Raw genomic sequence first — 12951 nt, 5'->3', positions numbered from 1 at the left:
TCCGCCATCCCTCAATTCACTAGAAGTTATTTTCTTCAGTGGGCGCATTATTCTTCTTTTTACCGCGGTTGGTGCCACCTTTTCTTCCAATTGCCGCCATATGTTCGCGGTTGCGGCTAACAGCTTCGCCACCTTTTTTGCCGGCAGCACGGGCTTCTTCAGAGGTAAATTTATGGGCGACACCTTGCTGGTGCGCAGCCCTGCCACCTTCTCTGGAGATCGCGCGCTGTTGTTCAGGGTCCATGGATGCAAATCCCCGTTTACTGTGTTTGGATTTGTCTGTTGGACTCTTCTCGTGGTTCTCGGCACTCGGTGCGAGTTGTTGATACCTGATGTGTTCCATAATCCTGGATTTTATAGTTTAGTGAACAATATTGCGAAGAAATCGATCAATATACATGCCACCGGCTGAATCGCCTGATACCGGGCTTTTCCTGTTTATCTCCCGCTGTGGATGGGGCAATTCGTTCCACAATGCATAGAATTTTTAACACAGTTTCAGCCCCCTTTCCCCACATTTCCAATTGATTTCGACTGCTGTCAGCTGGCGTGTATTTTGTTTCGTTCATACCTGTTACTTCTTTTTTTAACCCATTTAAATCTTCAAATCATGGCAAAGTATTCCAGGAAGTCTCAGGAGAAGGTGGAAAAATCCATGCATGAGATGCACGAAGGCAAACTAAAAAGTGGCCGTAGTGGTAAAAAAGTAACCAACCCTAAACAAGCTATCGCTATCGGATTGTCTGAAGCCAGAAAAGAAGGGGCAAAAGTTCCCAAAAAAGCTGCCGCTAAAAAGTCAACCACTAAAAAATCAACCGCTAAAAAAGCGACCGCAAAAAAAGCGGCACCTAAAAAAGCGGCCGCCAAAAAAACAACGGCTAAAAGAGCTACAGCTAAGCGGGCTACTACTAAAAAAGCTACTGCCAAAAAGACAACTGCCAAAAAAGCAACCGCAGCAAAAAAGACTACCCACCGTAAAACATCTGTTAAAAAATCAACCGCGAAAAAGGGAGCTGCTGCACATAGAAAAACAACCAGGCACCATGCTATGGCCTCTGCCTGAAATGAACCGTTTTATCCTTTCATTTATATACTACAAAAGGCCGGTAACTACATGTCACCGGTCTTTTTATATGGCATAGGCCTTGCAGTTTTCACAGTGGATCAAAACCAGTTTGTATGGAAAAGTATAGTATAACGGTGATGATTAATGGAAAACCATACGGCCTGACGATTAGTATCAACAGGATTGCTTATGAAACTATTTATGAGGTAATTCCTGATGTCCGCGAACACGTGCTGGACGATTTTCAACCCCAATCCCAGACCTTCATGATCGATCACACAGATACCCCCGAAGCCAATCTACGCATTGTGGAAAGCGAGCAAATTGCACGCATTATCTGGACTGAAATACTGAATAAGATGGAATAAAACTGACGCCCGTCATCATTTGCTGCTTTTTTAGCCGCATGCCTTTTGTACTTTTTGTACTTTTGCGGGAAAGCGCGTGGGATAACTATGATTGTAACCGATAAAACCTATAAGTACACCAACCGCCGGGAGCGGATCATCTTCCTCATTAAATTACTGGTTTACGCTGGCATCATCTATTTTAACCTCGAACATCCGGCATTCTACGATGGTATCAGCTGGCTGTTGAAAGTCATGAACGCCCTGTCTTTTTTCCTGGGCGCTAATCTCGTTATCTCGCTGGCATGGCTGGTAGTACTGTCCTGGTATACCCGTCGCCACCGTACTAAGCCCATGGAGAAAGATAACTTCATATTGGGGATTAACCGCATCACTTCTGTACTGAATACCGCCTTTTTCCTGCTCGCCATTCCCATTTTTTTCGGGAAAGACCTGATGCAGCTCATCACCAGCATTACCATCGTGGCGGCAGCCATCGCATTGCTGACAAAAGACTATATCTCCAATATGATCAACGGGCTGATTGTGATGTTCTCCGATCAGCTTTCCCTGGGAGACCAGGTCAGAATAGGCGACTACAGAGGCAAAATCATGGATATTACACTGATCAACGTAGTACTGCAGAATGATGACGACGATATCGTCATCATTCCTAACTCGGTAGTATTTACAACTATCGTGGTCAACCAATCCAAACAAAATATCAAAAAACTAAGCCTCGAATTTGAACTGGACCATAAACACAAATTTACCCCCGAAGAGCTGGAAATAAGGCTGCGAAAGTGTATAGAGCCCTATCAGCGTTATTACCGCGATGATAGCTTCTCGCTTAAAACCATGGAGATCAAAAAAGACTTTGTACAGTTTAAACTGCAATTACTTGTACCGCATTCCGATAAAGAAAAAGAGCGCCTCATTAAACGGGCGCTCAATACAGAAATCATCGCAATAGCTGAAGGCGGGAAAGGTTAAACCATCACCGATGCTGCCGTCATCTCTGCCAGCAAAGCATCAATCTGTACCGTCTCCACATTGGGCATACAGATAACATGCGACCAGCCATTTTCAGAGGCCAGCTGCCACTTCCGGCGGATATTTCCGGATGGTTCCGGAAACACCACCGTGATGGAGTCGGGGTTACGCCAGGCGTCGATACCGTTTTCACGGAAACGGTCAACGGTATAGGCGGCTACGGACAAGCTGTGCCGGGCTCTCTTTTCAAGGCCGGCCAAACCAAGGCTTTTCAGCGCGTACCATAGAAACAACGGACTGTGGCCGTTTCTTGAACCGGTAATGGTGGTGTCCATACTGCCAATGTAGGCGACTGAACGGGCAATCCTGTCCCGGTAAGATTTTTTGGCTACCACCACGCCACAGGGGATAGGGGAGCCTATAAATTTATGCCCGCTGATAGCGATGCTATCCGCTCCGTCAACGAAGTCAAAGGCGGGCCTGGGGTCTAAAAATGCGCAATAACTGCCGGATAACGCGCCGTCCGCATGGATGTAATGGTGACGGATAGCTAACCGCTTCAGAATATTTTTAATGCGACCGATATCATCCCGGGCTTCTGTCATGGTGGTGCCAATATTAGCCAGCATAATCACCGGCATATGCCGGTTCATACTCATGGTTTGCTCCAGGTCGTCGTAGTCAATTTCCCCGTTAGGCAGGGTCCGGATCATAATGCTGGGCATGTTCAGCAAATGCAGGTTCTTTTGCACACTGTAATGCGTGGCTTCGGAATAATACACCATCGCTTTAGGATACAGCTCCCTCGCCAGGTACAGCCCATAGAGATTGCCTTCTGAACCGCCATTGGTCACATAACCCCACCAGTCATTGGCCGGTGCGCGGAACAAGCGGGCAAAAAATTCCACGACATATTTTTCCATCTCCCGGGAACCAACGGTATACGTGGAATCTACAAAAGGATCTCCCAGGTTATTGAGCGGATATTGTAAAAAAGGGAACAGCGGACGGTAGTCAAAGTCCTTGGATACCGGGTATCCCAAAAAATGCCGGGTATGGTCTTGCACTTCGGTCAGCAAACCCTCCAGCATGGCCGCATCTGCGGCAGGTAACGGGTGATTTTTCATAATCGGCGATTACAGGTGTATGATGCTGCGAAGCTAGGGAAATGCCATTGAATTGAACTGCTGGTATGGCATAATCAGAAAATATATACTAATTTTGATGGAATAACAGTTCTAATTAACTAAGATAGACTGCCTGCTGCCACTTTCGCAGAAAAAAAATGCTGTTTATGGAGACACTGGATAAAACAGACCGGCGCATCCTGGAAGTACTTCAGAAAAATGCCCGCCTCAATACAAAGGAAATAGCACACCGTATAGGCCTGAGCGTTACACCTACCTATGAACGGCTGAAAAAAATAGAGAAAATGGGCGTCATCCGCAACTACGTCACGTTGCTGGACCCTGATAAGATCGGGAAAACACTGGTAGCTTTCTGTAATGTGTCACTACAACTGCATTCCCAACTGCTGCTGAAAAAATTTGAATCGGCCATCAACCCGATGGAAGAAGTGATGGAATGTTACCACGTTGCCGGTACATTCGACTACCTGCTGAAAGTAGTGGTGGATGATATGCGCAGTTATCAGTATTTCCTGACCAACAAACTGGCGGTGATCGAAAATATCGCACAGGTACATAGTTCCTTTGTGATGACGGAGATCAAGCACACCACGGCTTTTGGACTGGTATAATTACCTTCTCAGCACGCTCATACCGCCAATAGGATTGTCCTGCAATACTACCGTATAGCCGCGGGCGTTAATATCCTGTTCGTCTGACAGGGGAACGGTGAAACTGAAACAGCTGCCTTCTCCGGGTTTACTTTCAAACCAGATATGGCCATGGTTGCGCTCTACGAAGTCTTTGGAGAGATGCAGGCCCAACCCGCAGCCCTTTTCGTTACGGGTGCCGGTAGTGGAGTAGTAGATATTGGAGAAAATACGGTGCTGGTCGTCTATCGGAATACCGGTACCGTTGTCTCTAACGGATACCTGCGCCTCGCCTTTGTCCAGCTGCGCTTTTAGCACAATCTCCCCACCGCCGGGAGTAAATTTGATAGCATTGTTGATCAGGTTTCGCAACACCAGCCGGATCATATCCGGATCGGCGTATACCAGCACAGCGCCTTTCAGCTCATGGGTGAGTTTTACATCTTTCTGCCGGGCCATGGTCTGCAATAACTCAAACTCCTGGTTGAGCAACAGCGTCAGGTCAAAATCATCTGCTTTTACACTGATGCCTTTCATCTGGTTGCTGGCCCATTGCAGCATATTGTCCATCATATAGGCGGTGTTTTTTACATCGCGCCATAATTCATCGGTATAAAAGCGGAACTGCTGGGCATCAATTTTTTCATCTTTCAGCAGAAACAACAAACCCTCCAGTATGGCCAGGGGAGACCGCAGGTCATGCGATATCACGGAAAATATTTTGTCTTTTACCTGGTTGAGGTTCTCCAGGGTGGCATTTTGTTCCAGGATGATCCGGTTCTGCAGCGATACCTCCTGGTTTTTGCTGTTCAGCTGCTGGTATAGCTCCTGCTGATGTTTATACAACCGGTATACCATCGCAGTAATCAGCAGCAGGGCGAGGAAAAGGGCGGCGCCGGATAATACCAGTACCCGCTGCTGCTGGATGGTGGCCAGATGCAGCTGCTGTTCCTTTTTTAGCATCACATTCTCCCGTTGTTTTTTCTCTGCTTCATACCGGGAAGTAGAACGGGTGATCTGCCGGCTTTTTTCCAGGTTGAAGTAGTCAATATTCAGTTCGCTGAAAGCCTGATAATGTTTCAGTGCGGATGCAAAATCATGGCGGGCCGAGTCCAGCCTGGAACGGATCTTATAATAGATCATTTCGTTTTTAACGTTGCCCAGCTTGTCGTTGATGCTTCTGGCGGTGTCCAGGTTCTTTTCTGCACTTTTCAGGTCGCCCAGCATCGTCTGTATTTCGGCCAGGTTAAGGCTTGCCTTGGTAATTCCCGGCAGGTTGTCGGTGGACTTATAATATTGCGCCGACAACTGATGATATCGTAATGCCGTCTCATAACGATGTTCGAGCATGGCCACAATACCCATGTTTTCATAGGTATACGCCAGCCCGCGATCATCGTGCAGTGACAGTTTGAGTTTTTCGGATTTGGCTAAATACAGTAAGGCGGAATCGGTTTGTTTCAGGGCAATGTAGGCAGAGCCGATATTATTAAGGGTTTTACTGATTTCGGGGAGTTCCTTGAGTTGCTCTTTTATCTGAAGGGATTTTTGCAGATAGATCAATGCATCCCGGGGACTGTTTTGTTCGGTGAAGATATTCCCCACATCATTATTAAGGATGCCCAGGGTACGCAGGTCTCCTTCCTCCTCTGCCATTTTCAGGGCATTTAGGGTGTACTGCAATTGTTTGTCGAGGTTGCCTTTGGTGTTTTCTACCAGGGCCAGGTTACGGGTAGCCCATATTTTTCCCTTTGTATAGGCCAGATCATTGCTGATATTGAGCGCTTCTTCACCCAAACGCGCAGCGATGCCCGCATCTTTGGTAAAGTATAGGCGTGACAGTTGGTTGAGTATGTTTACCCGAACGGTATCCCGCTGAGGGTGCGCATTAAGGTTGTGCTGAAGGCTGTCTATTCCGCTTTGTTGCGCTCTGGTAGAAGGAGAGAGCAGCAATAAACATAACGGAATAATGATACACTTTTTCAAAGGTATGGCCGGCAGCATAAGGTATTATTGTTGGCTGTGACATAGTAGAGCGATTCGGGGACGTACGCTTTAATTATGGCATAAAAATAAAGATAATGGCCGACGATTCAAAAGAACCGGTAATAAATTCCGCCGCAGGACGTGTGATTTTTGTGTTATGTTGCCTGAAATCCGAATACAGTCGTATCTTTCCTGCGCCGGGCTATCTACCGGTAATGTATATACTTGTCGAGCTGCTTCGGGCTTATCTAAAACGCTAAACATCAGATGATTATCATGAAACCAGTGCTTACTATCGAATATTGCCCGAAATGCGGCTGGCTCCTGCGTGCTGCTTATATGGCGCAGGAACTGCTGACAACATTCACGGCTGAACTGGGAGGGGTGACACTACGCCCCAGTGAAACGTCCGGTACTTATACCATCTTTATAAATGACCAGGTACTCTTCGACCGGAAGGAAGCCGGGCATTTCCCCGAAATCAAATTCCTGAAACAATTGGTGCGCGACCAGGTTGCTCCTGATAAACCGTTGGGACACTCGGACCGCTGAAGCATGTACGATTTTGGCATTTACAATTTAGACGGTGGCTCCGGGTATGGCGTCATAATGGAATTATCAAAATCCCCCCAATCGTAAATCCCCCCAATCGTAAATCGTAAATTCTAATTGATTATCTTCGCGCCCATGTATAAAGCACTTAATATCACGGCGTTGCTCGTTTCATTGGCCATCGGTACACAGGCGCAGCAGGATACAGCTTCTAACGGTAACACCCCTCCTCCGGCAGATAGCCTTGCCTTCCGGAAACGGAGCTTTTTCCCGTTACCCGTGCTCGGCTATTCCCAGGAAAAAGGACTGGAAATAGGGGCAGCCATGTTATATTCTTTTTATACAGATAATAAAAATCCGGATATCACTACCCGTAATTCTACGCTCAACCTGATACCGGCTGTTACAACGGAGAGTCAGTTCAAAATTGACCTGAAAGCCAATATATGGACCCGCGGCAATACCTGGCATTATAAAGGGAATCTGCGCTATCATAATTTCCCGCTGTATTTCTTTGGTATTGGCAACGATACCCGCCATGATACCCGCTCCCTGCTGAATAATACCCGTTATAAAGCGCAGGCGGAGGCCGAACGCCGTATTAGCGGGCACTTCTATGCAGGCGCTTCGCTGTTGTATCAAAACGATTCCTACAGCAGCCGCGATGATAAAGGTATCTATAACACCATGCAGCTGGTAGGCAGAAACGGAGGACATGTAACCTTTATTGGACTGACAGGCATCTTCGATAACCGCGATAACCAGAACTATACCCGTAAAGGGTGGTGGCTGAAATTAAACGCAGCTTATGCGCCGTCATTTCTCAGCTCCGAACCCTTGTTTAAACTGGATGCACAGGGCTCGCATTTTATCTCCCTGTCACCCAAAAGTACGTTGGGGCTGAATGGTGTGTTCAACAGTCTGCAGGGCGACAAGCTGCCGTTTTACCTGTTGCCTGAATTAGGCAACGATATGATCATGCGCGGGTATTACACCGGTCGTTACCGCGACCAGAACTACCTGGCAGGACAGGCGGAATACCGCTATTTTATCGATCCTAAAATGCACATCAGAATATGGTTTGTGGACGTGAAGCCTAAATTTGCCCTGGCAGCCTTTGCCGGCGCGGGTTCTGTGTTTAATAACCACAACTTCGCCCTGAATGGTTTTAAACCCAGCTTCGGCGGCGGTATCCGTTACTTCTACGATGAAAATGCAAAACTGACTATTCGTATAGACTATGCCGTTGGGGAAAAGCTGGCAGGAGAATCCAGGCAGAAAGGACTGTATCTGTCGCTCGCGGAAGCATTTTAAACAAGTTGGTGGGCCGCTTGTTATATGATAACAATTCTTTAACTTCCGATAGCGTCGAAAGACCTTCTCACCAAAACCACTGTTTATGAAAAAAGTGCAGCTATTAACAACAACCATGCTGGCATTGGCACTCGCAGGAAACGTCCGGGCCCAGGACCATTCCAGTGCCGCTCCTTCTTCAAAATTTTATATCAAAGTAACCGGTGGGTACTTCTTTAGTGTTTTCCCGGGACAGTACCCAAATGTTGGTCCATTTCCACCACAGGACCTGCACACTGAGCTTAATCCTCCGCGACTGGACACCATCAGCCGTAAAGTGCTCACCGGCTCCTACGGAGAAGGAGCCAGGGGAGGCCTTGCTTTCGGGTACAACATCAATAAGTATATGGCCGTGGAAGCATCGTTCAACTACTACCACAGCCGTAAAAACCTGATGACAAGAAACCTCACCACCCTGGCCGGCAGCGGTAAACAGCTGGTATCCGTTGAATCCTACGGCCATGTTAATGCAGTAGATTTTGCCCCCAGTCTTGTACTGAATCCCGGATTTGAAAAAGTAAATCCCTACGTTCGTTTTGGTGTTGTGGTACCGTTATGGGGCCGCCTGTATATCGATACCGATGTGGACCAGCTCAGCAGCCCGGCCGGTATTCCGGCAGGTACCATGGTTCACACAGTGATCCACCGCAAGGAGCAGGTGAAACCGAATATCACCCTCGGCTTCCAGGGTGCGCTCGGTGTATCCTTCTATGTGAGTCCCCGCATCGATATTTTCGTAGAAGCGGAATACCGCAATGTGCCGGTGCGAAGCAAAGAAAAGGAAATCACCGCCTACGAACAATCCACCAATATTGTCAATGCCAGCACAGGCGCAGTAGTGGCGCCGGTACCTGGTCAGCCTACCGGCCTCAACGACCTGAGTGTGGCGGAAAAAAATACGAAGTATGTGACTACGCTGGATAAAAATTCCAATACGCCCATCAATCAGCAGGGTAGTAAAGTGTATTACAAAAATGATAACGAACCATCCAACGATTTAAAATCATATATCAACATCGGTGGTCTGGGGGCAAATGCAGGCATCAAAATTAAATTCTGATAACATAAATAAAACAACGCGAGCCCCATTGATCAATGGGGCTCGTGTTATTTTATTTAGTACGCAGAAGCGGTATTCAATATCTCCACGGCTTCACTATCCAGCTTTAGCTGAACCCCCTTTATAATTTCATGCAATTGCGGCACGCTGGTAGCGCTGGCGATAGGCGCCGCCACGGTAGGGCGGGTGAGGAGCCAGGCCAGGGCTACGCCTGCAGGCGTACTGTTATATTTGTCCGCTACTTTGTCGAGCGCAACTAAAATACGCAGTCCGCGATCGTTCAGGTAACTCAAGGCTTTCTGACCACGGGCTTTGCTTTTTTCCACATCTGCTTCGTTACGGTACTTACCACTCAGGAAGCCGCTGGCCAGAGAATAGTAGCTGATAACACTTAATCCGTATTGCTCACACAGAGGCATATACGTAGTTTCAAAACCGGTGCGGTTATAAAGATTATATTCCGGCTGGAAGGTGCTGTAATGCGGAAAACCGTGCTGCTCACTGGCTTTCATGCTTTCCACCAATCTCTCTGCGCTCATATTGGAAGCGCCGATAGCCCGTATCTTACCTGCTTTCAGCAGGGCGGCATAGGCTTCCAGCGTTTCTTCCACGGGTGTGCCGGTAGCGTCGTAATGTGTCTGGTACAGATCGATATAGTCTGTCTGTAGCCGCTGTAGCGAGTCTTCCACGGCCTTGATGATATATGCTTTGGAGGTATTGACTCCCTGACCCATATCGGCGCCTACTTTGGTGGCAACGAGCACCTGGCTGCGGTTACCGCGTTGTTTTATCCATTTGCCGATAATGGTTTCCGATTCCCCGCCTTTGTTGCCAGGCACCCAACGGGAGTATACATCTGCGGTGTCGATAAGGTTGAAACCATTGCCGGTAAAGGTATCCAGCAGTGCGAAAGAGGTGGTTTCATCGGCCGACCAGCCAAATACATTACCGCCAAAAGCAAAGGGCGCTGCTTCCAGCCCCGATTTTCCCAGTTTCCGTTTTTCCATGGTAGTTAAATTTAAGTCTGTTGTAATGAATCCCACTACTAATTTAAATACTTTTATGGATGCTCCGGCCCTCAGCTAATTTCATTACATTTGAGCATCAATGGTGATTTTTTATGCAGATGCCAACAGGTATATCACAGGCGGATTTTAACTGGATGACCGCTACATTCGGCCAGCAGAGCGGTAATTCCCATATCGATACGGAAGAGGATGTGATACACGAAATATTTCCTGACAAGGTGGTGATTGGTACCCGCTTTTTGAATTGCGCTACCTATGAGCTGTCTTTTGCAGGAGAGCAGCTGGTGGTGAAAAAAAGCAGGCTTGACAATTACAAACTGGGAGAAAAAGCAGTGATGGTCACTGATGAACTGCTGGCAGAGGATGTGGAAGAACTTTCCCTGCGCTGGGATGCCATGTTACGTGGACTGAAAATGGCAGATAAACTAAGAAAGGCCGGTAATGCCCGGGAACTGTTGTCTCAATTATACTTGGATATTTTTGAAGAAGAAGCGGCGGAGGAACAGATTGCCAACCTGCCCGATACAGTACCCGCCAATGTAACCGCTATCTGGGAAGAATTACAGGTGGCGCTGCAACAGGCCGGTAACCTGGCTGATTTTGAATGGAGATCCCTGTCGGATGAAGGTGTATTTGCACTCAATGAATTGTCACCACTGGTAAATGTGGGCGCCATATTAGAAGCGCCCGCGCCGGAAGAATACGAAACGATATTAGCCGCAGAGGACTTCGCTAAGGCGCTGCTGAATCATTTTAATGACCAGCTGGAAGCCTTTGACCTGAAGATTGTGGCGATCGGTCCCTCGTTGGACGAATTCCAGTCTTTTGCCTGCTTCCCCATGCAGGATTTCCGGTTGGCCAACGCCGCCCAAAAAATGAAAGAACTTTGCCTGGTTTGCTTTTTCTAGTTTTTCCCGGAATTAAAATCTTATTAAAATGTGATGAGTGGTCTGGTAAAAGCCGCTATCATTGAATATCTTAGTAGCCATTAAGTTAGTTGGATGTGAAAATACTAAGGCTGCTATTCCTTGTACTCATTACTGTGTGCCTGCTTCCGCAAGCGGAGCGGGGTGACGGTTGTGCACTTCCCAAATCACATGATCCTTCTTTCAGCATCACCCAATATGTGCTGAAACATACTCCCCGGTATAAGACGACGATCAAAAAATTAAAACGCCGGCCGGTAGGTATTAATGAAAGCCATAGCCGGATATGTCCCGTTTATGCCGTTTCCCTTCCCCCTTATTTTATTTATGTAGATGATAACCGAAGCGGATATCATTGTAATCCTTTCCTCAGCGTTCCCGTTCCGCTACGAAGCTGGCGAGGCCCTCCTGTAGCCTGATCCCTCCTTTAGTGTTTTTTTTCTTTTACTAATCTTTTCAGCGAATTATGCGTATACATATGACCGCGAAAAAGAGGTATGGGCTATTGTTATGTCTGCTCCCGTTCACCTCTTTGTTCGCAGGCCCCGTCGCGGACAGCCTTTCGCTTAAACAGGCTGTCGACCTGGCCATTACCCATTATCCTGCCGTAAAGGCTAAACAGGCACTCGTGAAAGCAGGACAGGCCAATATCACCGATGTGAATCACAATTGGTACCCGGCCCTTAAACTACATGAGCAGATTGATGCAGGCACCGACAACAGTATCTACGGTTCCTATTTTACCATGGGCATGATCCCATCTACCTCCGGCGGTATCCGGAATGAAAACAATGCCGCCCTCATGAGCGGCAACATCGCCATGGCCTCCATGCAGTGGGAAATCTACAACTTCGGCGCCTATGGCTCCCAAAAAGCCGCCGCCCGCCAGGATTTACATGTGAACGAGGCGGACCTGGGCAACACGACCAACCAGCTTACGGTAACGGTTATCCGAGACTACCTCGAACTGTTACGGCTAAACGAACTACAGAAAATACAGGAAGATAATATCCGCCGTAATGGCGAAATGGCCCGCGCAGTGACCGCCATTGTGCTACACGGCCTGAAACCGGGCGTGGACAGCGCCGTGGCTGCGGCTGAGCTATCCAAAGCCCGCCTGAGCCTCCTGGAAGTATCTAACCGCTATAACCAGGTACGTATTGAACTGGCTTCCCTGACTGGTCTTGATACGGCGCAGGTGGTGCCGGTATTTGGTAGCGGCGCGGCTTTGCCGCAACTGCTGCAACCGGATTCGGCGCAACTAGCAGACAGCCACCCGTTGCTGGAATACTACCATGCCCTGTATCAGCGTCAGCAGGCACAGGAAGATGTCGTACGCAAACAACAGCTGCCTAAAGTTAACCTGATGGCCGCCGGCTGGATGCGCGGCTCCAGTGGCAGTTTCAATGATGTGTATGATAAAAATCTCTTCAGCGGTTTGGGATACAGCCGGTATAACTACCTGCTGGGATTAGGTATCACCTGGAATGTGGCCGATCTCAAACATACCCGCGACAAGCTGGCCGTGCAACGGCAGAAATCAGCCGCTGCGGAGCAGGAACTGGCTACCTCCCGCACCAACCTGCAAAGCCTGTATCAACAGGCTCAGGCCGATATACTAACGGCACAGGCTAAACTAAAAGAGCTACCCCTGCAGCTGCAGGCTGCCCAGGCTGCCGCCAAACAAAAAATGGCGCTGTACAAACACGGTCTTACCAGTATCATCGACGTCACCAACGCGCTGTTTGTGCTCAACCGGGCAGAAACAGATATGGTCCAGGCCCACGACGAAGCCTGGAAAGCGCTGTTCAGGGCAGCCTATGCGGATAATAACCTCCGGCAGCTGATCGGCAGCCTCTGATA

The 12951-nt window shown here is 48.2% G+C and carries 14 protein-coding genes; 10 read left to right on the top strand and 4 right to left on the bottom strand.

Annotated elements, in window-relative coordinates; all coding sequences use genetic code 11:
• Positions 1-19 precede the first annotated feature (19 nt).
• Positions 20-343 (bottom strand): KGG domain-containing protein, encoded by a 324-nt coding sequence (locus ICL07_RS24015; protein WP_188090574.1) that lies wholly within the window; start codon positions 341-343, stop codon positions 20-22.
• Between the two features lie 111 nt (positions 344-454).
• Here ICL07_RS24015 and ICL07_RS24010 point away from each other — a divergent pair, with 111 nt between their 5' ends.
• The 3 genes from ICL07_RS24010 to ICL07_RS24000 all read left to right on the top strand — a co-directional run bounded on the left by ICL07_RS24010 (position 455) and on the right by ICL07_RS24000 (position 2406).
• Positions 455-1063: a DUF6496 domain-containing protein gene (locus ICL07_RS24010; RefSeq protein WP_246485151.1), complete on the top strand. Its 609-nt coding sequence runs from the start codon at positions 455-457 to the stop codon at positions 1061-1063.
• 116 nt (positions 1064-1179) lie between these two features.
• Positions 1180-1434, top strand: a complete 255-nt coding sequence (locus ICL07_RS24005) for a hypothetical protein (protein ID WP_188090573.1) — start codon at positions 1180-1182, stop codon at positions 1432-1434.
• An 87-nt stretch (positions 1435-1521) separates the two neighbouring features.
• Positions 1522-2406, top strand: a complete 885-nt coding sequence (locus ICL07_RS24000) for a mechanosensitive ion channel family protein (protein WP_188090572.1) — start codon at positions 1522-1524, stop codon at positions 2404-2406.
• Here the strand turns inward: ICL07_RS24000 and ICL07_RS23995 are convergent.
• Positions 2403-3533 carry a histidine decarboxylase gene (locus ICL07_RS23995; protein WP_223152078.1) on the bottom strand — a complete coding sequence of 377 codons (1131 nt, stop codon included), beginning with the start codon at positions 3531-3533 and terminating at the stop codon, positions 2403-2405. The genes ICL07_RS24000 and ICL07_RS23995 overlap by 4 nt on opposite strands.
• Before the next feature lie 167 nt (positions 3534-3700).
• Here ICL07_RS23995 and ICL07_RS23990 point away from each other — a divergent pair, with 167 nt between their 5' ends.
• Positions 3701-4165, top strand: a complete 465-nt coding sequence (locus ICL07_RS23990; protein ID WP_188090571.1) for an Lrp/AsnC family transcriptional regulator — start codon at positions 3701-3703, stop codon at positions 4163-4165.
• Here the strand turns inward: ICL07_RS23990 and ICL07_RS23985 are convergent, their stop codons facing one another.
• Positions 4166-6169, bottom strand: coding sequence for a tetratricopeptide repeat-containing sensor histidine kinase (locus ICL07_RS23985; protein WP_188090570.1), 2004 nt, complete (start codon positions 6167-6169; stop codon positions 4166-4168).
• Positions 6170-6445: 276 nt separating this feature from the next.
• On the opposite strand from ICL07_RS23985, the gene ICL07_RS23980 reads away from it, so the two are divergent.
• The 3 genes from ICL07_RS23980 (at position 6446) to ICL07_RS23970 (ending at position 9134) form a co-directional block, all read left to right on the top strand.
• The gene (locus tag ICL07_RS23980; protein WP_188090569.1) at positions 6446-6721 is read left to right on the top strand and encodes an Rdx family protein; all 276 of its coding nucleotides are present in this window, start codon (positions 6446-6448) and stop codon (positions 6719-6721) included.
• A gap of 135 nt (positions 6722-6856) precedes the next feature.
• Complete coding sequence (locus ICL07_RS23975; protein ID WP_188090568.1) at positions 6857-8035, top strand: BamA/TamA family outer membrane protein; 1179 nt, start codon at positions 6857-6859, stop codon at positions 8033-8035.
• An 85-nt stretch (positions 8036-8120) separates the two neighbouring features.
• On the top strand, positions 8121-9134 hold the full coding sequence (locus tag ICL07_RS23970; RefSeq protein WP_188090567.1) for an outer membrane beta-barrel protein: 1014 nt from the start codon (positions 8121-8123) through the stop codon (positions 9132-9134).
• 56 nt (positions 9135-9190) lie between these two features.
• Here ICL07_RS23970 and ICL07_RS23965 read toward each other — a convergent pair whose 3' ends face one another.
• Complete coding sequence (locus tag ICL07_RS23965; RefSeq protein WP_188090566.1) at positions 9191-10141, bottom strand: aldo/keto reductase; 951 nt, start codon at positions 10139-10141, stop codon at positions 9191-9193.
• 113 nt (positions 10142-10254) lie between these two features.
• Here ICL07_RS23965 and ICL07_RS23960 point away from each other — a divergent pair, with 113 nt between their 5' ends.
• The 3 genes from ICL07_RS23960 (at position 10255) to ICL07_RS23950 (ending at position 12949) form a co-directional block, all read left to right on the top strand.
• Positions 10255-11070, top strand: a complete 816-nt coding sequence (locus ICL07_RS23960; protein ID WP_188090565.1) for a DUF6630 family protein — start codon at positions 10255-10257, stop codon at positions 11068-11070.
• Positions 11071-11165: 95 nt separating this feature from the next.
• The gene (locus tag ICL07_RS23955; protein ID WP_188090564.1) at positions 11166-11507 is read left to right on the top strand and encodes a hypothetical protein; all 342 of its coding nucleotides are present in this window, start codon (positions 11166-11168) and stop codon (positions 11505-11507) included.
• Between the two features lie 47 nt (positions 11508-11554).
• Positions 11555-12949 carry a TolC family protein gene (locus tag ICL07_RS23950; RefSeq protein WP_188090563.1) on the top strand — a complete coding sequence of 465 codons (1395 nt, stop codon included), beginning with the start codon at positions 11555-11557 and terminating at the stop codon, positions 12947-12949.
• Positions 12950-12951: the final 2 nt, after the last annotated feature.

The organism is Chitinophaga qingshengii, assembly GCF_014529935.1.
Classification (GTDB): Bacteria; Bacteroidota; Bacteroidia; order Chitinophagales; family Chitinophagaceae; genus Chitinophaga; species Chitinophaga qingshengii.
The sequence above is the reverse complement of the archived record's forward strand: the minus strand, read 5'-3'. Positions and strand labels throughout refer to the sequence as shown.